Here is a 23,695-nt window from a genome sequence, read left to right as displayed (position 1 = left end):
GTGACTCACCGCTTCGGCGGGGTTTTCGGAACTAAGTCAGCCACCAAGTGAAATGCGAGCGGCCTTGGTCGAATGGCAACCCGGCGACCCAATCGAGCGAACCACGGCGGTCGCCTCTCCGATCGGGCACTTCACGCCTCGCCCCCTACGGCCGCCTTCGCGGGGCCGCCGTCTCTTCACCCACGGCCCAGGCGGAGTCGAAGGAGTAGCACCGGTGCCCCCACTCCAATCGATCCGCACCAGTAGGACGTCCCCTGCGCGTCTCCTCCGAGCAGCTCCAGGCGGAGCCGGAATCCGGGGGCACGAGCTCGTAGACGTTGGCGTCAGCTTGGCTCCGGTGTCGGCGGCGAGTGTGTTGCCGGTGTGGCGCAGGTCGTAGAAGCGGAACTCCTTCGGCATGCCGACCGCGTCTCGCGCCTTGCGCCATTTGTGGCCGAAGGTGGTGCCGCGCAGAGCGGCACTCTTCTCCCCTACCAACACGAGACCGTCAGGTCCGGGCTGGGCGAACCACTCCAGGTGCCAGCGAACATCGAGGAGCACGAAGCCCGGCAACGTGATCTCCCGTTTGCCCGCCCGAGACTTGGGGTCGCCGATCACCCGGCGGCCCGTGTTCCGTTCCGGGGCAGCCCACCGCACCCGGACCGAGCCGGTGTCGAGGTCGATGTCTGCGCGGCGCAGCTCGGCCAGTTCCTCCGGGCGCATAGAGGCGAAGGCGCCCAGCAGAACCATCAGCCGCCAGCGGATGCCGATGGCCTCGGCGAGCGCGAAGACCTGATCGATGGTGGCCACGGGCCGTTTCGTCCGCGCCCTCGCGACCCGCCCCGCGGATGGAGCAGGGCTTGAACGTGGCGGAATTCCGCAGCGGGCCCGACACCACTCGGTGTCGGGCCCGTTGGGCGGTCAGCGCGTGGGCCGGGGGGCCTGGTCGGCACCCCGCCTCATGCGTCAGGCGTGGGCGCCGGCCTTGCGACGGCGCACGGCGAACACCGCGCCCGCGCCGATCACCAGGGCCGCGCCGCTGGCGAGGGCGAGCTGCGACGTCGCGGAGGACGTGCCCGTGGCGGCGAGGCTGCCGCTCACAGGACGGGCCGACGCGCCGCTCTGCGGCTTGAGGTCCGAGGTGTTCGGCTTGGTCGTGCTGGGCTTGGCGTCGTCGACCTTGCCGGGCTTGCTGCCCGCGGCGGCGATCAGGAACTCGTAGCCCTCGAGGTCCGGGTTCCCGCCGCAGGTGCCGTTGTCGTTGAAGTAGTCACCGGCGACGAAGGTGATGCCGTTGCCCGCGGGGGCCGAGGCGTCGATCGTGAGGCGCATCTTGACGTCGGCGTGGGCGCCGGCCTTCAGCGGGCTGATGGCGTCCATGTAGTGCTCGTTGTCGACGGTCTTCCACGTCGGGGACGAGGCGGACGACCACTGCAGGTGCACCAGGTCGTCGATGTCCTTGAGCCCGCTCTTGTCGGTCGCGTGGACGTAGGCGAACGGAAGCACCTCGTCCATCGTCTTGTCGGTGCCGTTGGTCACCCGGAGATTGAAGTTGGCCTTCGTGCCGGCGACGACTGTGGACGGCAGACCCGTGACGACCGTGGTGAGCTTGGCCTCGGGGATGCAGTCCTCGCCGCCCTCACCCGCTTCCTCCTTCGCCTTGGCCAGCGCCTCGTCGGCGGCGGTCTTGTCGGCGAGCGCCGCCTCGGTGGCCTTCTGCGCCCGGTTCAGCGTCCGGGCTGCGGCGACCCGCTCGTCGTCACGCGCGTCCAGGGCTTCCACGACCTTGGCATCCGCGGCGGTCTTGGCATCGGCGGCTGCTGCTGCGGCGGCTTCCGCCTCGGTGAGAGTCGTCGCCGCCGCGGTCTTCTCCTCCTCGGTGGCCGTCTCCGGGAGGGCGTCGACCGCCGCCTTGGCGTCGACGACCGCCTGGTCGGCGTCGGTCTTCGCGGTGGCGGCGTCGGCCGCCGCGGCCTCGGCAGCCTTGGCTGCCACGGCCAGGGGGGCGGTGTCGGACAGGAGCGCTTCCAGAGCCGCGTAGGCGGCACTCTCGGCCGCTACGGCGTCGTCGTACGCCGCCTTCGCTGCGGCAGCGGCCTTTTCCAGCTCCGCGATGGACGGCTTCTCCTGCGTCTGCGCTGCCGGTTTGTCGTCGGCGAACGCGGGGGTAACCGACAGCAGGAGGGCAGGCGTGGTCACTGCGGCGGCAACAGCTGTGGCAAGAATCCGGCGAATCTTCACAAGAGCCCTTCGGAGTCCGAAAAAGAGAAGAAGGGGTCGCAGCGGAATGGGACACGCAGATGCGACTTGAGCCGATCGTATGGCCGGGGCAACGGTCGACCGTCACGAGTTCTTCACCTGTTCCGGCCAATACCACACCACCGGGACAGACAGAAAAGACGAAAGGGTGCAGTTGCTTTCACTGCACGCACTTTCGCTGTGAGGAATGCCACACGACTCTGGACGCGTCGTTCTACGCCTCTCCGGCGCCGCCCCATCCGGCGAGCGCCTGCACCTGCGCGTACGCGACCCTGCTGTCGGAGCGCATCTCATTTGGGCAGACATCGCCTATGACCTCGACTATCCCGAAGACCTGGAGGCACTGGTCCACTGCGCTCACAACCTCGACGGCCGGGAGGAGAGCTGGGGCGTTTGTACAACGCGGTCAACAGCGGCGCGGTCGGGTCACACCCAGACCCTTCAGATCAGGTTTCCCCAGGTCGAAGACTTCTGGGCTCGGCAGGACCCGGTGATTCCCAAGCTCGGAGCGCGAGTTCGATTCTTGTCACCCGCTCATGGGAGAAGGCCCAGGTCAGCGACCTGGGCCTTCTTCGTTGTCCAGGCCTCTCGGAGCCCACGCTCCATTCGCGTGCCACAAGTATCCTGACAGCACGTCAGATTCAGCCCGCCGCCGCGTTCACCGACGTCTCGGTGGTCGAGAAGATCCGGTCCAGATGGTGACGAAGTACCGCGATGGCCGACTCCGGACTCCGCTGGCCCACGAGGATGCTGGTGCCCATGGTCGCCGTCATGGCGAGCAGACTGATCGCCTCCGTGCGCGCGGCGATACCGGGATCGGCCAGGCCTGACTCCTGGGCCTGCTCGAGCAGCCCGGTCAGGGCGTTCTCCGCGGCGTCGGGGTTGTCGATGAAGGGCTGGGCGGCCAGCGCCTCGTCGGTCACGGACAGGATCGAGTAGGAGCTGTAGAGGAGGTGGAAGGTGCGACCCTCCTCGTCGGTCGGAAGGGAGGCCAGCAGCAGCGCCTCGATCGTCGCGCGCGGGCCCCGGCTCGTACCGGCGGCGCGGAGACGGGCACCCACCCGTGCGGTGAAGCGGTCGGTCAGGTGCTGGAGCCCGTAGAAGAGCAGTTTCTCCTTGGTCTCGAAGTAGTACTGCACGAGCCGGAGTGACACGCCGGCCTCAGCAGCCACGTCCCGCATGCCGACAGCGTGCAGTCCGCGCCGTCCGGCGACCCGAATGAGCGCCTCGGCAATCTGGTTGCGCCGTTCCTCGTGGTCCACGCGCTTCGGCATGTTCTCGTGTCTCCGCCGGTCGGTGATGGGTCAGCAGCCTCTTTTCATGGTACCGCCGTATCAATATCATGGTACGGTCGTATCACGAAGAACGGATCTTCCAGGAGGTGCCACCGTGCCCGACAACACGACCCGTGTACGCCGCGACGTCGGCCGCTACGTCAACGACACCCTGCGCGACCGGTACTTCGCCGCCTGCGACGCGCTCTACGCGATGGGTGCGCCCGCCCGCTCCGAGACGGACGTGGAGACGAGCTTCGGCACCACGCACGTCTACCGGTACGGCCCTGCGGACCCCGCCGCCGAGTCCCGTACACCGGTGGTACTGATCCATGGCGCGGGCTACTGCTCGGCGATGTGGTACCCCAACACCCCCGGGCTCAGCGCCGAACGGCCCGTCTACGCGCTCGACACCCCCGGCGACGCCGGGCGCAGCATCCACCGCGAGCCCATGTGGCAGCCCGAGCGCGCCGCGCAGTGGATGGACGAGGCCCTCGACGCGCTCGGCCTCGACCGGGTCCACCTCGTCGGCTCGTCCTACGGCGGCTGGCTGGTGCTCAACCAGGCGCACCACCGGCCCGGGCGGCTCGCCTCGGTCACCGCCCTCGACCCGGGCGGCCTGGAGAAGGTGGGCCTGCGCTTCTTCGCCTGGGTCTTCGTGAGCCTCTTCGCCAGCTTCGCTCCCAAGGCGCTGCGTCCGCGCCTCGCCTCCTGGCTGGAGCAGCCGGTCATCGCCGTTCCCGAGTTGCGGAAGTGGGTCCAGGTAGGCGCCAGGGCCTTTCGGATCCGCCGTCCCGCACCTCTGCCGCTGGCCGAGGACGCGCTGCGCTCCATCCGGACCCCGCTCTACCTCATCATGGGCAAGCGCAGCCTCCTGGTACACCCGCAGCGGCAGCTGGAGCGCGTACCGCGCCTGATCCCCGGCGCCCGCGCCGAGATCATCGCCGCGACCGGCCACGGACCGCAGATCGACCACCCCGACCTGGTCAACGCCCGGATGCTGAGCTTCATGGAGGACGTCGACTCCCTCGACCCGGCCGCCGTTGACGGCGCAGTCGACGCGTAGGACCTGTAGCTGGGAACACCGGCGTCGGCGGGGCGGCTATGAACCACCGGCCTCGAAGGAACCTCCACACACGTCGGTCGCCCGCCTCAGCACCAGTGAACGATGCCGGAAGCCACCACTCCGCACCGTGGCCCATCCATGCCCTTCAGAGCGGTGACCAGCGGTGAATACGGGACCTTCGCCCGCCTCGGGAGTGAGCCATCGGGGCCGCTGTTTCCGCAGTTCAGGGGCTACCTCGCCGCCCACCGCGCCATAGACTCCCAAGCTCGGAGCGCGAGTTCGATTCTCGTCACCCACTCCATACAAAAGCCCCAGTGGTCAGCTCTGGGGCAGCCTGACGGACCCGGACGGTGAGGTTGTCGAGGTCGACGTCCTTGCGGCGCAGCTCCGCTTGTTCCTCCGGCCGGAGAGGTCCGTACGCACCGAGGAAGACCACCACCCGCCGGCGGGGCCCGAGGGCGTCGGCGAGCGCGTCGACCTGGTCGACGGTGGCGACGTGTCGTTCGGCCGCGGCGCGAGGGTCGCGGTGTCCGTGTGGGAGCTGAGGTGAGTGGTGGGTCGAGGTGGGGGCGGAAGCGGCCGGTCAGTTCAGCAGCCCTCTACGCATCAACTCTTCCTCAATGGCTTCTCGTCCGGCCTTCCAGGAACGACGCCCCTTGTTTGCGGCGGCCCGAGCTTCCCCCGCCCGGTACCTGCGCAGCTCCGCACGAAGTACGTCGTCCGACATTGCGCGATACCTGAACTCCTCGGCGGCGTCCTTCTTCCAGCGCGGCACGACGGCCCTCTCCCCTGGTTCACCCGGCGGCATTGATCGCAGCACAGCAACCGCCCCCACCGCAGTCAATCCGGTTTGGCTTTCGGCCCCTCTGCGGTCGGTGTGGTCACGGCGGCCGCGACGTTGATCACTGCAGTGACCCAAGGCGTGCCCGTCGCGTGCCCGACGTGGCAGAACCTCGAAGGGAAGGGCGGGAAGTCACGGTCTGTCCGTCGTAGACCCAGGTCACGAACGCCACAGGTCAGGCGTCATCTGCGTACGGGATCTCCAAACTGGTGCACCATGGCCCCTCGGCTGAACTGACCCGGATCCACAATCCCGAAGAAGGTAGGAGCCATGCTGACAAGGACACTGCCCCCTGAGCAGTGGTGGATAGGTGCCGTCATCTCCGGCGTTGTCTTTGTGATAGCCATGCACCCCATTGCGACCACGGCGAAGAAGAAGCTGCTCCTGCCCTTGATACCCCTTGCCGGCGGCGCCTACCTCTTCCTTGATACGGCGGGAGACGAGGACGCGTATCCGGTGGTCTGGTTCACGGCCATCATGATCATCTTTGCAGTGCTGAGGATCATCTTCGCCCCGTATCTCCGCCGTCAGTTCGCCCTGGCACGTTCAGGACAGCGGATGCAAACAATGACGGGCAGGCAGCAGGCAGTCTTCTGGTTCACCTTCTTGATCGTCACAGTTGCCGTGCTTCTCGTCATTTGAGTCCCCCACGACTACAGACGCCGATGCCTGCCCCCTGGCGGTGCGGGGAGCAGGCATCGGCATGGCGGTGTCGCCGGTCTGGACGCGGGCACCTCACATCTCTGAGTCTCAGCGTGATCACCCTGGATGTAGACCCGTTTTGCTGACATCCAACGCTGTCGTCAACGGCGCCGGACAGCATGGATGATCGATTCGCCGCCGCTACAGCCCCGATGCGGATAAAGGGGACTGTCCTCAGTCATCGGCGCGGCAAGTGGTGGCATGACCGCTGCCCTCGCGTTGTCACAGGTGAGCCCGGCGAGGAGCTGCCCGAACCGTGGTCACCGGCTCCCGAGTACATCGAAGATGACTGATCACGGGCTCTGTCCAGCTCGAATGAGGCCAGAGGCCGCCCTGTAAAGACAGCGTCCGACTCACGCAGGTCGTGGTCGCCAACGACCTCCACGAAATCCTTGCACTGCACGAGGCCAGGGTTACAGGCGAGGCACCGCAGTGAAGCCGCGTCGCGGCATCCTCTCCTCCGGCACAGCAGGGTCATCGCGGCCATCGGCAGCAGCCGTCTCCACAGGGCCGTCTGGTCGGTCCGTGCCAGGTGTGCCGGATCAGCGGCTGGCCGTACCCCGCTCACCTGGCCCTCTGTGCCGGAGGCAGCCGGACCGCAGCCGCCCGGAACACGAAGCTCGGTCGTCCTACAGGTTCCGGACCGCCGGTGCGTCAGGAATCCGGTCAGGGTTCCGTCGAAGGTGAGCCATCGGGGTGCCGACGGGTCTCCCGGCCGAAGGGCGCACATCGCCGGCGACGCTGCGGGACCGGGCTCAGTCGGGCCCTTGGCCCCCCAGTGTGTGCCGCTGGATCAGCCGTGAAATGTCCTTCGCGGTGACGATCCCCACCAGATGGTGCCCGTCCACGACGAGAATGAGCATGCCAGCACCCGGGCGGAGCTTGTCGAGAGCCTCACCCAGAAGATCACTCGGGGCGGCAACCGCGCACTGTGACAGCGGGATCGCCACCTCGCGCACGCGCAGCTCCTCCCGGCGCGCTCCCGGTATCCGGGCTAGCTTGCGTATCTGAACGATCCCGCTGGGGTGGCCTTCGAAATCGAGCAGCGGCACGACGGAATGGCGGGAGTTCACTGCCACCTCGTCGATGAAATGCCGGATGGTCAGCCAGTCGGCGCCGGTGGTCACCGGGCTGGACATGGCATCGGCGACCTTGATGCCCCGCAGTGCGGTGTGAATCACGGCGCGCTGCCGTTCGGTGCCTGCGACGACCGTGATGAAGAGACCGACGAAGACGAGCCACAGCCCGCCCGGCACCCCCCGCAGGAAGGAGATCCAGCCGAAGGCCATCAGCAGCCCGCCCACGACCTGACCGCTTCGGGAGGCCGCCCGATCCGCACGTTCCCGGTCTCCGGTACGCCACCACAACAGCGCCTGCACCACCCTTCCACCGTCGAGCGGCGCAGCGGGAAGGAGGTTGAATGCGCCCAGGAACAGGTTCGCCCAGCCGAGCCACACCAGAACGGCGGCGGGCACCGCCCAGCCGGACATCGCGTGCAGCCCGATTCCCGCTCCGAGCGCGGCGCTCCCGATGGCCAGGCTGGTGAGCGGCCCGCTGATCGCCACTGCGAAAGCCACCGCGGCCGTCGGTGGTCGCCCCATCCTGGTCATCCCGCCCAGCGCCCACAGCGTCACATCCTGTACCGCGATCTTCTTCCTGCGGGCAGTCGCAGCGTGTGCCGTCTCGTGGAGCAGGAGGCTGCCCATGAGCAGCACGGCCCCCACCGCACTGGCGAAGGTGTAGACCGCATCCGAGCGCCCTGGAGTCCATGCGGGGAGGGTCTGGCGGCCAAGACCGTAGGCGAACAGGACCACCAGCAGCGGCACGCTCCAGTGCATCCGCAGTGGTACCCCGACAACTTGTCCGACACGGACCGAGCCGTTCATCGTCGTCTCCCGTCGGCTCGGCGCCCGGTCCACCGGGCAGGACCTTGCGACCTGACTCCATGAACCGACCAGCACCGGCACCCACCCACAATTGTCGCTCTCGGAATCTCCCGCAGTCGGCCAGGGCCCAGGACGCGTTCCCTCCTCAGTTCCGTGGACTCCGTTCAGCGCGTCGCTGCGCAGATACGGTCGGGGAGGGCGCCGGGTCTAGGCTGGACCTGCCGACAGCACTGTGGAGGTGCGTCATGGGCAGTCATCACTTCCACCTGGATCAGGGTGACCACTCGATCACCGTGAACGTCGGGCCCGGAAGAAACGGAGAGATCGAGCTCCTGGTCAATGGCAAAGTGGTCGCGTGCCAGAAGCAGCACGACCCCGGGACGAGCTTGCTGACCGGTGAACTGCCCGAAGAGCCCGCCCGCCCATTCCGGGTCCGGATACGCCAGCCGCACCTCGTCCCCTCCAAACCCAGATGCACGCTGGAGCTCGACGGCACAGAGCGCCCCATGCCGGACCGGCCCGAGCTGTGAGTTCCCTGCTGCGCGGCTGAGGGCGGGATCAGGTACACAGCGTGCTCCCGCGCCGTCCGACGAACCCGCGCCTCTGGTGCGATGTGCTGCCGCGATCGCGCAGGACCGTAAGTTCCTTGCGATGCTCAAGGTGTTTCACGACACCGGAGCTGATCTTGTCGTCGGGGTGAACACCATCGTGGAAGTCAGGCACGCGCGTACGAACTCGCCTCGCCTCGACTGGGCCCTGTCGCGAGTCAAGGTGGAGCCGGTCACGGAACAGCGGCCAAGGCCGCTGCCGAGCTCCTGGAGACGGCCGGCTTGCACAGCCACAAGTACGCCATCGACGCCACGGTGGCCGAAGTGGCACTGCGACAGCCAAGGCCCGTCGCGCTGCTGACGTCCGATACAGACGACATGATCAAACTCTGCGGCGACCAGGTCCGCGTCATCGGCCTCTGAGACATTGGCACCCTCTTCGCAGGGTCGCCTTCATCACCGCCGGACGCCACAGACAGGCCGTCGGGAGCCGGCTGGAGTGACCGCTCCAGCCTGGATGCAGGTGGACCCAGGGGCCGTGGCCCTCGCCCACCCGCCGGGGCGGCCGACGCCCGGACGGTGCCCGACCCGCAGGCGGCCGCCGACGTGCTGGTCCGGGCCGCCGGCGGCGTCGGACGCAACGTCGAGATGGTCCGTCCGGCCTGGCTCACCGAGGAGGCAGAGCGGTTGCGCGGCGAGGTCTGACGCTGCGGGACCGCGCACCGACTGAACCATCACCTGGAAGTTGGTACCGGAAGGGCGAGGAACGGTCGCGGTCGGCGCGGTGTGAGAAGGCGACTGCGTCCCCATGCCCATGGGCACCGCGCCCTTGCCGACAGGCATGATGTCGCCGCCTTCGAAGGTGGCCCGGTTCCGACATCGCCACGGGCGCCGAGCCCGGCGGGAGCAGCGGCCGGTGGCGGCCACTGCACGGCGACGCCCCCGGGCCGGAGCAGCGTTCGGGATCCGGCGATGTCAGTGGTGGCTGTTAGCTTCCTGTGCGTCACCGAGGAGCTTTACGGCCACCCCCCTGGGTCCATTTTGACCGGTACCTGCCATGTGACCCATGTGTGACCCATCCCGGTCCACCAGGACGGGAATCGCTCCCTTTGGAGGAAGAAGCTTGATGATCAACAGCGTGTCGGTACGCAACCTGGCCCGGGCGGCGGCCGTGCTCACGACGGCCATGGCCATGGCGGTGACGGTGGCCCCGCTGTCGGGGACCGCGCAGGCCAACGAGGCGGTTTCGGGGTCGCTCGGTTTCAGCGGTGAGCCGGGGGAGTTCGTCTCCGACGGGCAGTCCCAGGAGTTCACGGCCGGATCGGTCGAGATGTTCGACGTCTCCGGGCCCACCAACGAGAACGCCGCGGGCGTCACGATCGTCACGCCCGAAGGCAAGCGCTGGTCCCTCCTCCTCCAGGCACCCGAAGGCCAGAAGCTGACCGACGGCGCCACGTACACCGGGGCCTCGCGCTGGCCCTACGCGCAACCGGAGGACCCGAAGCTGGAGTTCGGCGCGGACGACCGGTGGTGCAACAACAGCACCGGCTCGTTCACCATCTCCCACATCGCCTACGGCCCCTACGGCTACATACGCGAGCTCGACGCCACCTTCGAGCAGTACTGCAACGGTTCCGCGGTGCCGCTGCGCGGCGAGGTGCACGCCCGCACCGCCGAACCGCCGGCCGAACTGGCCATCGGCCTGAACCTCGACCCCGAGGGCACGATCGACACCAAGTCCGGTCAGGTCACCGTCGGCGGCTCGGCGACCTGCAACAAGCCGGCCCGCATTTCGCTCTCGGGCCTCGTCTATCAAACCCAGAAGAGCGGGGAGGCGGTCGGCCGGTACGAGGACGAGATCGTCGACTGCGCTGCCGGCGACCCGGTCCCGTGGAAGGTCACCATCCCCGTCACCGCCATGGAGCCCGGCACGGATTTCCGGCCCGGCACCGCCACGTTGCGCGGCTTCGGCAAGGCGGACGACCGCGACTACCCGGTGACCGTCGACGCCGGTGACAACACCTCCCAGATCACTCTGGTCAGGTCCTGACCTTTCCGACGCGGGGCGTCGCGGGTGGGCCCGCCCGCGACGCCCCGCGTCGGTCCGGCGCCGGCCCGGCGCCCGTACCCGCACCAACGCAGAGCGCTTCGCCCCCCTTTGTCGCCACCTCGCTTTGCTGTCAGGCAGGTTGATGAGGTGTCCGGCCCCTCGCGGGCGGGTTCAGAGGTGGCCCAGTGTGGTGGATGCCCGGACGGGACCGGCCCGACAGGACGCCCGCCGGCCACCCGTCGACGAGGAGGAGCCCGCCATGCCGGACGCCCTGAACACCGTTGTCTGCGAGCCCACACTGACCCCCCGCGAGCGCCAGGTCCTGACGCTGCTCGCAGGAGGCGAGACTTACTGGGGCATCGGCCGTCGGCTGGGCATCAGCCCGCACACGGTCGACACCCATCTGCGCCGGCTCCGCGACAAGACGGGCACGACCAACCGGACCCAGCTCGTGGTGCTGGCCATCCAGCGGGGCTACTTGACCTGAGGGTGCGCGCACGAGCCGGACGTTCGCCGGACTTCCACCGGCTTGAGGGTATTCGATCCCCCTTCACTTTGCGGTCACGCACCTTGGTGAGGGGCTCGCTCCCGTACATACGCGACCGGCCTGGGCCAGTGTTGGTCACACACCGCACGAACGGAGCGGGCCCGCCGCAAGGGCGGGCCCCACACCATGTCCCTGGGGGGAATCATGCCGAAGCGCCTTGCCCTGCTCCTCGCCGCCACCGCCGCCCTTTTGGTCCTCCAGCCCGGCTCCCCCGCGTACGCCGACGACATCGATTGCGGCGGCATCGAGCTCTCGTCGGTGCACGTCTCCGCCGAGGGGACCATGGGCGACCCGGCCACCGGACGGAACGTCGCGGACGAGGAACTGGCGGACCAGGGAATGATGCACACGTGCGACACCTCGTGGGGCGGCTGATCCCACGGGCATCCGGCGTCCAAGGGTGCGACAGGGCCTAACTGCCGGGCGGCGTCATATCGGTGACCACGTACTGCGCTCCCGGTGTCAGTTCCACCGTCCAGGACCAGTGTGCCGGAATGTAGAGGACTTCGCCCGACCGCAGCCGGTGCCGGAAGGCCCCCGCGCCGCCATCGGCCCGGTCACCGCGCAGTCGCCACAACCCCGCGCCCTCGGTCTGATGGATCACCAGATGTGCGGCGGGGTTCCGCGCACCCTCGCAGGTGCGGCTTCCCCGGCTGCTCGTGACCAGGCCGGTACGCAGGCCGAGTTCGGCGGCCAGGTCGTCGAGTGCTTCCGGCCGTTGCGGGCTACCGAGGGCCGGATGCTCGTACTCGGGCCACATCACGCCGGGCGCCCGGTCCAGGTGCACGGAGAGGAACAGCAGCAACTCCCGCAGATGGAGCGTGCCTTCACTCTCCGCCCGGGGTGCCGGAGGTGCCAGGGGCCGGCCGTCCATGTCTCTCCTCGCACTCGCCGCCGAAGCGTTGCGCGGGAAGCGTCCCGCACGGGCTCTGCTGACAGCATCCGACACCGGGCGGCCCCGGGGCCAGTCGCGTGAGTTCGCTACCGGGAGCACGGTCCGGGCACCGACGGATACGGCCGTCCGCCGGCTGACGGCCGTCAGGCGACCGGGCCGTCAGGCGATTCCGCTTCGGGAGCGGTGTTCGCCAGGAGCCCCCGGGCCGCGGCGTGGGCGCCGGCCTGGAAGCGGCTCGTGGCGTCCAGCTCCTCCATGATGTCGGCGATGTGCCGACGGGCGGTACGCAGCGACATGCCGAGTCTGCGCGCGATGGCCTCGTCCTTCAGACCTGCTGCGAGCAGCCGGACGATCGTCTCGTGGATCTCCCGGGACACCTCTTCCAGGCCCTGGCTGACGGCATCGGCGAACGGGGTGGCCCGGTCCCAGGCCTGCTCGAAGATCTCGCAGAGGTACCTGACCGTGGACGGCTCCCGTATGACGACAGCGCCCCAACTGTCGTCCTTCACGGGGATGAAGGCGAGTTCGCGGTCGAAGACGATGAGCCGGCCGAACAGTTCGTGCGCGGTGCGGTACTTGCCGCCCAGCGCCGACGCGGCGGCCACGTAGGCCTGGCTGGGGCCGTTGAAACGGGCCGTGTGGTGGTAAAGCGTACGCAGCTGAATGCCGCGCTCCAGCATCGACTGGTCCCGCACCAGCGCCTCCCGCATCGCTTCGGGATCCCGCGCCCCGCCGCCGGGCTGGCTGGTCAGCACCTCTTTGCGGCAGCGGTTCGACGCCTGGTTGAGGGTGTTGCGGACGTCCTGCACGTTCTCCAGCAGCTCCAACGACTCGCTGCGGTAATGCCGCTGGTGGTAGCACGCGACGAAGGGACCGAGGTCCTGGCGCATACCTGCGAGCCTGTCCTGCTGTTCGCGTATCTTCGCCTCCACGGGCGCGGCCAACTGCGCCAGCGCGGTCTCGGGCGCTACCGCGAACAGCTCCCGGGAGCCCCCGGGCACGTTCTGCTCGTGCAACAGCCGGGCCCGCCGCAGCCGTTCCAGGCTCAGTCCGGCCTCCTCGGGGCCGATCCCGGTGGCCTCGGATACGGCCCCCGGGTCGCCCGTACGGTGTTCGAGGACCCAGCCGTACACGGCGAGGTCGTTCTCGCCCAGCCCCCGGGCCGCCTCGAACGGCCCGGTGCGTACCTGCTCCTGCCCTTCCACGTACCCCCCTCGTCGCCGTCTGACGGGTGGTGCCGACCGGCGCATCGGATGCCCCGGGCAAGGATAGGCAGAAGGGACAGGCAGAAAAGATCTTGTCGCGTCAGGACTGCGCAAAGGCCCCCGAGCGCAGGGCTTCGGGGGCAGTGTGCTGCGGGCTGCGTGGCGGTTCAGGGACCGGCACCGGCCGGACGGGTCACGCGGCGGCCGGCATCGTCGCGCGCATGGCGGTGCGCGCGTGGGCCACCAGTGCATCGGGGGTCAGGGTCGCCAGGGTGCGGCGGGTATGGCCGATCAGGGCCTCGGCGGCATCGGTGAGCGCCTCGTCGTCGAGCGGCCGGCCGGGGATCGCGGCTCCGTCGGCGAGGAGAGCCTGCAGCAGGGCGTACAGGTTCGCGGTGCCCGCCTCGCGTACGGTCAGCGAGAGGTGGACGGACGGAGCGTCGCCCACGGCGTCCGCATGGTGCGCGAACCCCCTCGGTACGTACAGGACTTCGCCGGGTCGCAGGACGGTCTCCAGCAGCACCTCGCCCGGGTCGCCGTCCTCCCTGGCCGGTTCCCAGTTCCCGTCGGCCGGTCCGGCGTGGACGCGCCAGCGCTTCTCCCCGCTGATCTGGATGGCGAGGACGTCGGCGTCGTCGCGGTGGAGGGGGCGGCCCTGGGTGCCTGCGGGGGTGCGGAAGCAGAACGCCTCGACCTGGCGGCCGAGTTGCTCGGCCAGGCCCGTGGTGAGCGCCCGTACGCCCTGGTGCCACTGGTCCACGTACCGCAGCAGTACGGTGGCCCGCTCGTCGTCGACCAGCCGACGCACGAGTTCCGCGTCCGCGTAGTCCTCGACCACCTCACCGAGCACCACCCGGGGCGTGCAGAATCGTTCGGCGGGTACGTGGCTGTCCTCGTGCACAAGCCCGATGTAGGGCACCTTGAGCAGCCCGGCGTCGAGCAGGCCGTCCAGTTCGGCGGTGTCCAGGAGGTCCACCGGGGGATCGTCGGGGCGCAGCACGGCCGGTGCGCGGCGCCAGTGCATGGCGAAGAACTCCTGCTCGTCCCGGACACATCGCTTCAGCCAGTCCATCGTTGGTCTCACTCTCCGTCGGGTGCTCGGGCCGGTCAGGCCGTGGGGCGGCTGCTGTACGCGTGCAGGCGGGCGCTGCGCACGAGGGACTCGGCGCTCGCGCTGTCGAGCCTGTCGCGGAAGTGGTCGAGGAGGGCGGCGGCCGTCCCGGTCAGATCCCCGTCGTCGAGGGGGCGGCCGGGCAGGACGAGGCCGGAGGCGAGCAGGGACTGCAGCTCCGCGCGCAGGTGCCCGGCGCCGGCCTCGCGCAGCGCGATCGTGAGGTGCAGCGAGGGGCCGTCCTCGGTGGCCTGCGCGGTGTGGGCGTAACCGTTCGGGACGTACAGGACCTCGCCGGGCCGTACGACGGTGTCGAGCAGGACCGGGCCCGGGTCGTCCTCCCGTACGGGCTGCCAGTTTGCGTCGGTGGGGCCGCCGAACACCTGCCAGTGCTTGGCGCCGCTGAGCTGGAGCACGAGGATGTCGCCGTCGTCGCGGTGTACGGCGCCGAAGCGTCCGGGCTGCGAGTAGAAGCAGAACGCCTCGGCCAGCCGCCCGAGTTGCTCGGCGAGGCCGGCGGTGAGCTGCCGGACCGGCGGGTACCAGTGGTTGACGTAGCGCAGTTGCAGGGTGGCCCGCTCCTCCCGGATCAGCGTCCGTACGCGCTCCGGGTCGAGCCAGCCTTCGAGATACCGCCCAGCCACCACGCGGGGCGGGCAGAAGTCGGCCTCCGGCACGGCGCCCGCCATCGTGAACAGGCCGGCATAGGGCACTCTCAGGGCGCCCGAGTCGATGAGGTCGTCGAGGTCGGCGGGGGTGAGGATTTCGGTGGGCGGATCGTCCGGCCGCAGCACGACGGGCCCTTGGCGCCACTGCGTACGGAGGAACCGTTCCGCGTCGGAAACACAGCGTTCGAGCCAGTTCACGGCTCACTCTCCTTGTTCACGCTCCGCCTGCGGGGCCCGCCGGCCGGGTGGCCGGCGGGCCCCGTCAGGGCGCTGTCGGGATCGAATCCGAAGGGGGCTGCCGGAGTCGGGCGACTGCCGGAATCAGCCGACCGGGGTCAGTCGGATGACCGCCGGGATCAGATGACGTCCGGGTAGCAGTCCCCGCAGCCCGCCTCGACGGAGTGGCTGGGCGCGGAGTCCGACGCGGCGAAGGCGCTCGGGGCGAACATCGAGCCGCCGATGACCGCCGCCGCGGCGACGCCGAGGGCGGCCTTGCGGGACAGGGTCAGGCCGGCCTTGGGCTGGGCGTCGGTCGGCTGCGCGGTGTTCTGCGAGAGGTTCATGAGATCTCCTGTGACATCGGCCGGCCCTGTGAGGACCGGGTTTCTGCCCGGGGCGTTTCCCCTTGGCTGGTCTCAATCTTGGTTTCCGCCCGCCTTCGCCGACAGTGACGAGAGCCCGCTCCCGCATGCACGTGACCCGAGGTCCCGGGAGGGGCGGGCGCGCTGAGACACCGCTGCCGGGCGCCTTGTCAGGAGCCCCTCGTCAGGGCTCGGCTCCGTCTTCCCTCCCCTGTGTTCCGCCGAGGCCCTCCATGACCTTGTCGGTGACCGGTCGCCGCCCCGTCGCCATGGCAGAGGTACCGGGCGATGGCGGCCGAACAGGGCCTGAGCATTGTCGCGGTCGACCCCGCCTACCCCTCCCTGTGAGGTGCCCAGCACCGGCAGAAACCGCTGGCCACCCCCAAGCGAAAGATGTCCCGTCACGATGCCGCCGGCATCGCGATCGGACGACGCGCCCTCGGACACCCGATCCGGGATGGGGTATCCCCTGCTCGAACGGAGTTGAGAGCTTGGGGAAGGACGGCACCGCCCCCACACGACCGGAGCGATCGTGCGGGGCATCGGACCGCCCGGGCCGGACCAGGCAACCGGGGCGTGAGGGAACCCGCCCACCCGCAACGGACCACGCCCCACGAGACGTGCCGCCGAACGGGACGCGAAAGCGGCAACCCAGCGCATCCAGAACCGTTCGGGATGCGCCCAGAACGCAGCAGTGGGTCCAGGACTCACTCATGCGCACTGGTCAGGAACGGTATCGGTCCTGTCGGAGGTCTCGCGGGGCGCTGATCCCGGAAGATCTCGTTCTCGTACCGATCGCTCCCCGTCGCAGCAGAAGGGTCGTGCTGCTCGCACCGGGCGAGCGGCCCTGGTCGCCGCCCGTACGGGCGCTCGTGGGCCCCATGAACGAGCTGCCGCAGCCCCCTGAGCTCCGTAAGTCCCTGTACAAACCTCACTATCCGCGCACAACCCTGAATGTCCGTCATATCTCTTTGCCGGAGGCAGGGTAACGGCGGGGGCTGCGGGCAGCGACTCTGCCCGGATGTGAACATTCCGCGTCAAGAGTGCAACTGGCGTGTTGGTCTTGACATTTACCCGAGAGGCCGATGGTAAGATCATCTTACTTCCAGTGGGCTGATGGCATATGGGGGCATTCCGGGAGGGATGAATTCCTCGGCCCCACTTTCGGAGGGGCCTTCCCTGCGCGGCGCAACCCGTGGCTCAACGAGTCCGGGCTGCAACGTCCATGAGGGAGCGTCAAGCCGTTATCCATAGCCATGGCACTTGAAGTGAGTCTCATGACATTTGCACAGGGCCCACTCTTCTGGGCACTGGTTGTCGTAGCACTGGTCGCTGTGGGTGCCGTCCTGCGGGCTCGCAAGACCAACATCGGCCTGCGCAGACAGAACACCGACCTCCGGGGGGAGCGCGACGCGCTGCAACGGCAGCGGGACGAACTCCACGCCGCCCACACCGGTCTGCTGCACCGTCAGGCCGCCGAGCTGGCCGAGGTCCGCAAGGACGCCGAGGAGGAGACCAAGGCCGTCCTCAAGGCGGCCGTGCGCACCCTTCAGGGGCTCGCGGACGAGCAGCAGGTGGTCATCGAGAACGCCCAGAAGAAGTACGGCGACGACCCCAACATGCTCGCCGACCTGATGGCCATCGACCACGCCAACAGCCAGTTCGGGCGCCGCGCGCAGGGCATCGCGGTGCTGTGCGGCGGCTGGCTCGGGCGCAGGGAGACGGTCGCCTCCGTCTTCGACGTGGCCCGCAGCGCCCAGGGCCGTATCCGGCAGTTCGACCGCGTCCGGGTCAACGGGCAGGTCAACTTCTCCGTCGTCAGCAAGGCCGTGGAACCGGTGGCGGTGGTCCTCGCCGAGCTGCTGGCCAACGCCACGAACTACTCCGCGCCCGGCGCTCCGGTGGAGATCAACATCCAGGCCGTCCCGAAGGGCGTCTGCCTCATCGTCGACGACGCCGGTCTCGGCATGGGCCAGGAGGAGAAGGACCGCGCGGCGGCTCTCCTCGCGCCCCGGGCCGCGATCAGCGTCTCCAGTCTGGGCATTCCCCCACAGTTCGGGTTCGCCGTCTCCGGCGTGCTGGCCGCCCGCTACGGGTTCCAGGTCTCGGTGGACTCCGTATCCCCCTATGGAGGCGTACGAGCGGTGGTTCTCCTGCCCGACGAGCTTCTCACCGGCGATGCACCAGCACCCCCGGCGCCCCTTGCGGCCCCCGGTGGCCACGATGCGGATGTGTCGGCGCTCCCCCGCCGCCAGGCACCCACGCCGCCTCCGACTCCCCTGTTCCCTCCGGCCGCACATCCGGCCCCCGCCCCGCAGCCGACGGGGTCTTTCACCACCGCAGGTGGCCTGCCCAAGCGTCGTCGCAAGAGCCCGGTGTCAGTGGTGCCGTCGGCCGAGCCCGGGCCGGTGCGCAGCAACGAGGAGACCGCTTCCCGCCTGGGCGCGTTCCAGCGCGGAACACGGACCGGGCGTGACACGACGACGATGGAAGGACCCGAGTTCCAGTGAACCCCGATCTGTCCTGGGTGCTCAACGATGTGCTCCAGGTACCCGGCGCGCGGCACGCGATCCTCGTCTCCGCCGACGGTCTGCTGCTGGCCAACTCCAGTGAGATCGGCCGGGACGACGCGGAGACCGTGGCGGCGGCGATGAGTTCCATGCAGTCGCTGAGCCGGGCCGTCGCCCCCTTCATCGGCGCCCAGACCCCCGGCCGCTGGCACCAGACGCTCCTTGAGTACGAGCACGGCTGGATCTTCCTGATCGCTGCCGGTACCGGCGCCTATCTGGCGGCGGCCGCCGCGGCCGACGTGGACATGGAGGCCATGTCCTTCCGGATGCAGCAGCAGGTAGCCGCGCTGGGGAAGGCGATGACCACACCTCCGCGCCAGAACGCCGGAAGCAGCGGCGCATGACGACGCCGGGCGAGGAGCAGGCGGTCAGCAGCGGGTTCATCCGGTCCTACGTCATCACCGGCGGGCGCGGCCTGCCCGATGCGGAGGGCCTCTCCCTCGTCACTCTCGTCACCATCGCACCCGACCGGCAGCAGCCCCCGAACCCGAGCCCCGAGGTCCGGGCGATCTGGGAGCTGTGTTCCGGCGGCTATCTGTCGGTGGCCGAGGTCGCGGGCCATCTGGAGCTGCCCGTCGGAGTGGCACGGCTGCTGCTGAACGATTTAGCGGATCAGGGTCATCTGATGCGCCGCAAGGCGCCCCCGCCGGCTCAGCTCGTTGACAGGAAGATCCTCGAAGAGGTGTTGCATGGACTACACGTCCGGTTCGGCTGAGAACATCTATGTGCCGGACGCGGTACAGCGTGCGGCGAAGATCCTCGTCGTCGGACACTTCGCCGTGGGCAAGACGACGCTCATCGGCACCCTCTCCGAGATCACTCCGCTGCGCACCGAGGAGAGGATGACGCAGGCCAGTGCCCACATCGACGATCTGCGGGGCGCGCCCGACAAGGTGACGACGACGGTCGCGCTGGACTTCGGCCGTCTGACGCTCAGCGACGAGCTGGTGCTGTACCTGTTCGGTACGCCGGGCCAGCAGCGCTTCGTCGAGCTGTGGGAGGACATGGCGCGGGGCTCGCTCGGCGCGCTGCTCCTCGTCGACCCGGCCCGTCTCGCCGACACCTTCCCGGTGATCGACCTCGTCGAGACGTACGGGCTGGAGTACGCGGTCGCGGTCAACAGCTTCGACCCGTACTCCCGGCATGCCGAGGAGGAGTTGCGCGAGGCTCTGGATCTGCTGCCGGACACCCCGGTCGTCTACTGCGACGCCCGGGACGAGAAGTCGTCCGCGCAGGCCCTGATCCATCTGGTCCAGCACCTTCTCGTGCGGGTGGCCTGACCTCTGCTCCGTACGCCGGCACGGGGCCCGAGCCCCGTTTTCCGTCCACCGTCCGGGCCTGCGAGGCCCGCGATCACACCGAGGAATCACACATGGACTCTCAGCCGGGAGCCACCCCGTACAGCGCCCCCACCGGGTGCCCGATGCACGGTGAGCGGCAGACGTCGCTCTACGGGCCGGAGTTCGCGTCCGATCCGCAGCGTGTGTACGACGAGTTCCGGGCGCACGGGCTCGCCGCTCCGATCGAGCTGGCTCCCGGGGTGGAGGCCACCCTGGTCGTGCAGCACGAGGCCGCGCTCCGGGTCCTGCAGAACCCCTCCTTCTTCGCCCGTGACTCACGGCGGTGGGCTGCGCTGCGGGAGGGCCGCGTACCGCTCGACAGTCCGGTGCTGCCCATGATGGCGTACCGGCCCAACTGCCTGTTCACGGACGGCACCGAGCATCTTCGCCTGCGCAAGGCGGTCACCGAGAGCCTCGGCCGCCTCAACACCACTCGGCTCAGCCGGGATGTCGAGCGCATCGCCGACTACCTCATCGACCAGTTCATCGAACGCGGCAGCGCCGACCTGCTGGGCGACTACGCCAAGCTTCTGCCGCTGCTGCTGTTCAACCAGCTCTTCGGCTGCCCCGGTGACATCGGCGACCGGCTGACCCGTGGCATGTCCGCGATCTTCGACGGCGAGGACGTGCTGCGGGCCAACGCCGAGCTGACGGAGTGCCTGATGGAGCTCGTCGCCCTCAAGCGGCGGCAGCCCGGCGAGGACATCACGTCCTGGCTCATCCAGCACCCGGCGGGCCTGCGGGACGAGGAGCTCAAGGACCAGCTCGTCATGCTGATGGGCGCGGGCATCGAGCCGGAACGCAATCTCATCGCCAACGCACTGCTTCTCATGCTGTCCGACGGCGCCGGGGGTCCGCAGCGGCGAGGTACGGGGATGCTGGTCGAGGACGCCCTCGACGACGTGCTGTGGAACAACCCGCCGATCGCCAACTACGCGACGCACTACCCGGTCCAGGACGTCGACCTGGGCGGCGTGACGCTGAAGGCGGACACCCCCGTACTGATCAGTTTCGCCGCCGCGAACAGCGATCCCGCGCTCACCGATGCCCGCCAGACCCTGAGCAAGGGCGCCCATCTGGCCTGGGGTGCGGGCCCCCACGTCTGCCCGGCGAAGTCCCCCGCCCAGCTCATCGCCCTCACCGCGATCGAGAAGATCCTCAACACCGTGCCGGACCTCACCCTCGCCGTACCGGCCTCGGCTGTCGAATGGCGGCCGGGTCCGTTCCACCGGGCGCTGATTTCCCTGCCGGTCCGGTTCAGCCCGAGTGCCGCGCGCCATGCGTCGACGGCCGCACAGTCGCCCGTTTCGTCCCGGATCGCCGCCTCCGAGGAGGCCCCCGCCGCGCGCTACGACCACGTGGAGCCGCAGAAGAAGACGAAGGGCTGGTGGAGTTCCTTCCTGGACGTCTTCCGCGTGTGACGGAGAGCCGGCACACGGGTTCTGACGCCTTGTAGGCGCAACTGAACGTCATAACGGTCCGACGTGGGGCCTGTTCTGCATATGGCAAGGGGTCAACAAGGCATTTGCCTGTGACACGAGCAACAGAGAACGACGCATGGCACATACATGCGGAGGGGTAGGTTCTGGCCGTAACCATGAGCCCAGGACAAGGAACTCTGCGTGAGCGCAATATGTGGCACCGACAGGCCCACCACCGTCGACCGCCGTGCCCTCATTTCCCTCCTACGACGCCTCAAATCGCCGGAGGGGCAGGCTGATCCCTACGCCCTCCTGGGCGAGCTGAGGTCCATGGGTGATGTCGTACGCGCTCCCTGGAACGCGTACTTCGTCACCGGCTTCGACACATGCAGCGAGGTGCTGCGCGGCCGCAACTGGCTGGCGCCGGACTTCGCCTGGCAGGAACGCCAGGCGGACACCGAGCGCTGGGACGCGGTCGCCACCCAGGAGATGACCAAGACGCTCTCCCGGCTCAACGCGCCCGAGCACACATGCCAGCGCCGCAGCCTCGGCAACCTCTTCGACCGCTCCACCATCCAGCGGCTGACCCCGCAGGTCGAGGAGCACGTCACCCGCCTTCTCGACGAGCTGGCCGACAAACTGCGCTGGGGCGAGACCGACTTCGTCAGTACGGTCAGCGAGCAGCTCCCCATCAGCACCATCGGCTCCTGGCTGGGGGTCCCGCCCGAGGACTACTCCCACATCCTGGAGATCACCCACAACCAGGTGCACGCCCAGGAGCTGTTGCCCACCAAGAGCGAGCTCGCCGTGTCCGCCGAGGCGACCGTGCGTCTGCGCTCGTACTTCACCGACATGGTGAAGCAGCGCCGTGCGAACCCCGGCAACGATGTCCTGACCGGCTGGATACACACCTGGGACGCGATGGAACCCGACCGTGAGGCGGCGGACGAGATCCTCTACCGTCTCACCATGTTCGTCACCATCGCCTCGCTGGAGACCACCGCGACCCTGCTGTCGACCATGGTGGGGCTGCTGTTGAGGGAGCCCGGCCGGTGGGCGTGGCTCGCGGAGCACCCCGGATACATCGACGCCGCCGTCGACGAGGCCCTCCGGTACGACCCGCCCATCCACATCAACACCCGGATCGCCGCCGACGACACGGTCCTGGCGGGCGTGCCGATCGCGAAGGACAGCATGGTCCACGTCATGTACGGGGCCGCCAACCACGACCCCCGGCGCAACGAGGACCCGGATTCCTTCGACATCGAGCGCACCGGCACCCACCTCACCTTCGGGGGCGGTGTGCACTACTGCCTGGGCGCGGCCCTCGCCCGCCTTGAGGCACGTACGCTCCTGACCCAGCTCCTGAAACGTTTCCCCACCCTGCGCGCCGTCACGGGGCCCAGTTACGCGTCCCGTCTGGTCTTCAGGCGTGTGACCTCGATGAATGTGGCGATATGAAGCTCTCCCTCACCGAGTACCTGTCCCCGTACCGGGCGGCACCGAGCCCCATACGCACCGCGCGGGAGGACGGCATCCTGCGCGTGGAGCTGAACAGCCCCGACACCGGCAACGCGGTCACCGAGGCGATGCTGGACGATCTGCTGGCGATCCTGACCATGCCGGACCCCGATGTCCGGGTGGTGGTGCTCAGCGGGGCCGGCGAGCACTTCTCGCTGGGCGGGGACCGCAACGAGTTCGCCGACTGGCTCGACGAGGACCCCACCGGGCGGGGCATCCGGGTCGCGGCCGAGAAGGGCCGCCGCGTCTGCGAGGCGATCACCACCAGCCAGGCGGTCACCATCGCCAGGGTCCAGGGCAAGGCGATCGGCGCGGGCATGGCGCTGGCCCTCGCCTGCGATCTGCGCGTGGGCGCCGACACCGCCGGTTTCCGGCTGCCGGAACTGGCACTCGGCCTGCCCACCGCCTGGGGCGGGATGCTGCCGCGCCTGCTCCATGAGGTCGGCGCCGCCCGGGTGCGCGAACTCATCCTGACCGGACGCGCCTTCGACGCCGCCGAGGCGTACGAACTGTCGGTCCTCCAGCGCATCGTGCCCGAGGACGCCCTCGACGAGGCGGTCACCGCGTGGGCCAAGCCCATCGTGCGCCGCCCCGAGGCCGCCCTGCGCGTCACGAAGGCACTGCTCAACTCGTACGCCGCCCCGACGCGGCTGGCCGATCCGTCCGTCCTGGACGCGGAGCTGATGGCCACCGTCGCGGCCGCGAGCCGCCGGACCCGCGACGCCGGAGGGACCGTACCGGTGCGCTAGGCCCGGTGCTCACGAGCCCCGACCGCGCCCCTTCTGTGACGCGAGTCACGGGAACCCTCCCCGGGGTGCCGGACAGCTGAGGGGGGTGAGCACAGAAAGGCCGGTTGCTCACCGCTGACCATGAACGCGAAGCTGACGAAGGCCGCCCGGGACCACAGCGCGGACATGGCATCCCACCGGAACATGTCCCACACCGGCTCCGACGGCTCGGCCCCGGGCGACCGGATCACACGCGCCGGTTACCAGTGGAGTGCGTACGGCGAGAACGTCGCCTACGGCTACACCACCCCCGAGAGCGTCATGGCGGGCTGGATGGACAGCCCCGGCCACAAGCGCAACATCCTCAACTGCTCGTTCAAGGAGATCGGCGTGGGCCTCGCGCAGCCCGGCAACTACTGGACCCAGGACTTCGGAACGGCCCGATAGGACTTCGGAAACGGTCCGATAATCAGCCCACTTCACCGCGACCGCGGTGAAGTGGG

The 23,695-nt window shown here is 69.2% G+C and carries 25 protein-coding genes and 3 pseudogenes; 16 read left to right on the top strand and 12 right to left on the bottom strand.

The genetic code is table 11. The annotated features are described in order from the left end of the window. Window positions 1–324: 324 nt before the first annotated feature. The 4 genes and pseudogenes from OG953_RS22855 to OG953_RS22840 form a co-directional block, all read right to left on the bottom strand. Window positions 325–838: pseudogene (locus OG953_RS22855) on the bottom strand (tyrosine-type recombinase/integrase); the annotation flags it as partial. 107 nt (window positions 839–945) lie between these two features. Next, window positions 946–2,220: an LPXTG cell wall anchor domain-containing protein gene (locus tag OG953_RS22850; protein ID WP_405686522.1), complete on the bottom strand. Its 1,275-nt coding sequence runs from the start codon at window positions 2,218–2,220 to the stop codon at window positions 946–948. Between the two features lie 232 nt (window positions 2,221–2,452). Continuing rightward, a complete protein-coding gene (locus tag OG953_RS22845) occupies window positions 2,453–2,599 on the bottom strand; it encodes a hypothetical protein (protein WP_405686521.1) in 147 nt (48 codons plus the stop codon). 280 nt (window positions 2,600–2,879) lie between these two features. Continuing rightward, window positions 2,880–3,512 carry a TetR/AcrR family transcriptional regulator gene (locus OG953_RS22840; RefSeq protein WP_405686519.1) on the bottom strand — a complete coding sequence of 211 codons (633 nt, stop codon included), beginning with the start codon at window positions 3,510–3,512 and terminating at the stop codon, window positions 2,880–2,882. 115 nt (window positions 3,513–3,627) lie between these two features. Between OG953_RS22840 and OG953_RS22835 the strand changes: the two genes are divergently transcribed. Further along, window positions 3,628–4,578, top strand: a complete 951-nt coding sequence (locus tag OG953_RS22835; RefSeq protein ID WP_405686517.1) for an alpha/beta fold hydrolase — start codon at window positions 3,628–3,630, stop codon at window positions 4,576–4,578. A gap of 310 nt (window positions 4,579–4,888) precedes the next feature. On the opposite strand, the pseudogene OG953_RS22830 reads toward OG953_RS22835, so the two are convergent. Together OG953_RS22830 and OG953_RS22825 are read right to left on the bottom strand one after the other, a co-directional pair. Next, window positions 4,889–5,092 (bottom strand): annotated as a pseudogene (locus OG953_RS22830) (site-specific integrase); the annotation flags it as partial. Window positions 5,093–5,161: 69 nt separating this feature from the next. Then, window positions 5,162–5,353 carry a hypothetical protein gene (locus OG953_RS22825; RefSeq protein WP_405686516.1) on the bottom strand — a complete coding sequence of 64 codons (192 nt, stop codon included), beginning with the start codon at window positions 5,351–5,353 and terminating at the stop codon, window positions 5,162–5,164. A 336-nt stretch (window positions 5,354–5,689) separates the two neighbouring features. Between OG953_RS22825 and OG953_RS22820 the strand changes: the two genes are divergently transcribed. After that, the gene (locus OG953_RS22820; protein ID WP_405686515.1) at window positions 5,690–6,061 is read left to right on the top strand and encodes a hypothetical protein; all 372 of its coding nucleotides are present in this window, start codon (window positions 5,690–5,692) and stop codon (window positions 6,059–6,061) included. An 815-nt stretch (window positions 6,062–6,876) separates the two neighbouring features. Here the strand turns inward: OG953_RS22820 and OG953_RS22815 are convergent. Beyond that, window positions 6,877–8,007 carry a site-2 protease family protein gene (locus OG953_RS22815; RefSeq protein ID WP_405686513.1) on the bottom strand — a complete coding sequence of 377 codons (1,131 nt, stop codon included), beginning with the start codon at window positions 8,005–8,007 and terminating at the stop codon, window positions 6,877–6,879. 245 nt (window positions 8,008–8,252) lie between these two features. Here OG953_RS22815 and OG953_RS22810 point away from each other — a divergent pair, with 245 nt between their 5' ends. The 6 genes and pseudogenes from OG953_RS22810 (at window position 8,253) to OG953_RS22785 (ending at window position 11,527) form a co-directional block, all read left to right on the top strand. Continuing rightward, a complete protein-coding gene (locus tag OG953_RS22810) occupies window positions 8,253–8,537 on the top strand; it encodes a hypothetical protein (protein ID WP_405686512.1) in 285 nt (94 codons plus the stop codon). 73 nt (window positions 8,538–8,610) lie between these two features. Next, window positions 8,611–8,978 (top strand): annotated as a pseudogene (locus OG953_RS22805) (DNA-binding protein). Between the two features lie 156 nt (window positions 8,979–9,134). Next, the gene (locus OG953_RS22800) at window positions 9,135–9,260 is read left to right on the top strand and encodes a hypothetical protein (protein WP_405686511.1); all 126 of its coding nucleotides are present in this window, start codon (window positions 9,135–9,137) and stop codon (window positions 9,258–9,260) included. 421 nt (window positions 9,261–9,681) lie between these two features. After that, a complete protein-coding gene (locus OG953_RS22795; protein WP_405686510.1) occupies window positions 9,682–10,605 on the top strand; it encodes a hypothetical protein in 924 nt (307 codons plus the stop codon). 187 nt (window positions 10,606–10,792) lie between these two features. After that, the gene (locus tag OG953_RS22790) at window positions 10,793–11,092 is read left to right on the top strand and encodes a response regulator transcription factor (RefSeq protein ID WP_405686508.1); all 300 of its coding nucleotides are present in this window, start codon (window positions 10,793–10,795) and stop codon (window positions 11,090–11,092) included. A gap of 204 nt (window positions 11,093–11,296) precedes the next feature. Continuing rightward, window positions 11,297–11,527 (top strand): hypothetical protein, encoded by a 231-nt coding sequence (locus tag OG953_RS22785; protein WP_405686507.1) that lies wholly within the window; start codon window positions 11,297–11,299, stop codon window positions 11,525–11,527. A 37-nt stretch (window positions 11,528–11,564) separates the two neighbouring features. Here OG953_RS22785 and OG953_RS22780 read toward each other — a convergent pair whose 3' ends face one another. The 5 genes from OG953_RS22780 to OG953_RS22760 all read right to left on the bottom strand — a co-directional run bounded on the left by OG953_RS22780 (window position 11,565) and on the right by OG953_RS22760 (window position 15,594). Beyond that, window positions 11,565–12,026: a hypothetical protein gene (locus OG953_RS22780; RefSeq protein WP_405686506.1), complete on the bottom strand. Its 462-nt coding sequence runs from the start codon at window positions 12,024–12,026 to the stop codon at window positions 11,565–11,567. Between the two features lie 164 nt (window positions 12,027–12,190). Further along, window positions 12,191–13,252, bottom strand: a complete 1,062-nt coding sequence (locus tag OG953_RS22775; RefSeq protein ID WP_405686505.1) for a LuxR C-terminal-related transcriptional regulator — start codon at window positions 13,250–13,252, stop codon at window positions 12,191–12,193. A 193-nt stretch (window positions 13,253–13,445) separates the two neighbouring features. After that, complete coding sequence (locus tag OG953_RS22770) at window positions 13,446–14,324, bottom strand: JmjC domain-containing protein (RefSeq protein ID WP_405686503.1); 879 nt, start codon at window positions 14,322–14,324, stop codon at window positions 13,446–13,448. 35 nt (window positions 14,325–14,359) lie between these two features. Further along, window positions 14,360–15,229 (bottom strand): JmjC domain-containing protein, encoded by an 870-nt coding sequence (locus OG953_RS22765; protein WP_405686502.1) that lies wholly within the window; start codon window positions 15,227–15,229, stop codon window positions 14,360–14,362. Window positions 15,230–15,387: 158 nt separating this feature from the next. After that, window positions 15,388–15,594 (bottom strand): hypothetical protein, encoded by a 207-nt coding sequence (locus tag OG953_RS22760; RefSeq protein WP_266360070.1) that lies wholly within the window; start codon window positions 15,592–15,594, stop codon window positions 15,388–15,390. A gap of 1,295 nt (window positions 15,595–16,889) precedes the next feature. Here OG953_RS22760 and OG953_RS22755 point away from each other — a divergent pair. The 8 genes from OG953_RS22755 to OG953_RS22720 all read left to right on the top strand — a co-directional run bounded on the left by OG953_RS22755 (window position 16,890) and on the right by OG953_RS22720 (window position 23,639). Beyond that, window positions 16,890–18,122, top strand: a complete 1,233-nt coding sequence (locus OG953_RS22755) for an ATP-binding protein (RefSeq protein WP_405686501.1) — start codon at window positions 16,890–16,892, stop codon at window positions 18,120–18,122. Next, the gene (locus OG953_RS22750; RefSeq protein WP_401996448.1) at window positions 18,119–18,526 is read left to right on the top strand and encodes a roadblock/LC7 domain-containing protein; all 408 of its coding nucleotides are present in this window, start codon (window positions 18,119–18,121) and stop codon (window positions 18,524–18,526) included. The genes OG953_RS22755 and OG953_RS22750 overlap by 4 nt, the downstream gene beginning before the upstream one ends. Beyond that, window positions 18,523–18,897: a DUF742 domain-containing protein gene (locus tag OG953_RS22745; RefSeq protein ID WP_114245364.1), complete on the top strand. Its 375-nt coding sequence runs from the start codon at window positions 18,523–18,525 to the stop codon at window positions 18,895–18,897. The genes OG953_RS22750 and OG953_RS22745 overlap by 4 nt, the downstream gene beginning before the upstream one ends. Then, window positions 18,872–19,462, top strand: a complete 591-nt coding sequence (locus OG953_RS22740) for a GTP-binding protein (protein WP_405686500.1) — start codon at window positions 18,872–18,874, stop codon at window positions 19,460–19,462. The genes OG953_RS22745 and OG953_RS22740 overlap by 26 nt, the downstream gene beginning before the upstream one ends. A gap of 92 nt (window positions 19,463–19,554) precedes the next feature. Continuing rightward, window positions 19,555–20,943: a cytochrome P450 gene (locus OG953_RS22735; RefSeq protein ID WP_405686498.1), complete on the top strand. Its 1,389-nt coding sequence runs from the start codon at window positions 19,555–19,557 to the stop codon at window positions 20,941–20,943. 330 nt (window positions 20,944–21,273) lie between these two features. Then, the gene (locus OG953_RS22730; protein WP_405691994.1) at window positions 21,274–22,404 is read left to right on the top strand and encodes a cytochrome P450; all 1,131 of its coding nucleotides are present in this window, start codon (window positions 21,274–21,276) and stop codon (window positions 22,402–22,404) included. After that, the gene (locus tag OG953_RS22725) at window positions 22,401–23,213 is read left to right on the top strand and encodes an enoyl-CoA hydratase/isomerase family protein (RefSeq protein WP_405686497.1); all 813 of its coding nucleotides are present in this window, start codon (window positions 22,401–22,403) and stop codon (window positions 23,211–23,213) included. The genes OG953_RS22730 and OG953_RS22725 overlap by 4 nt, the downstream gene beginning before the upstream one ends. 120 nt (window positions 23,214–23,333) lie before the next feature. After that, window positions 23,334–23,639, top strand: a complete 306-nt coding sequence (locus tag OG953_RS22720; RefSeq protein ID WP_405686496.1) for a CAP domain-containing protein — start codon at window positions 23,334–23,336, stop codon at window positions 23,637–23,639. Window positions 23,640–23,695 lie beyond the last annotated feature (56 nt).

This window comes from Streptomyces sp. NBC_00057, from assembly GCF_045041165.1.
GTDB lineage: Bacteria > Actinomycetota > Actinomycetes > Streptomycetales > Streptomycetaceae > Streptomyces.
Note: the sequence above shows the minus strand (reverse complement) of the source record. Positions and strands in the feature narration are given on the sequence as shown.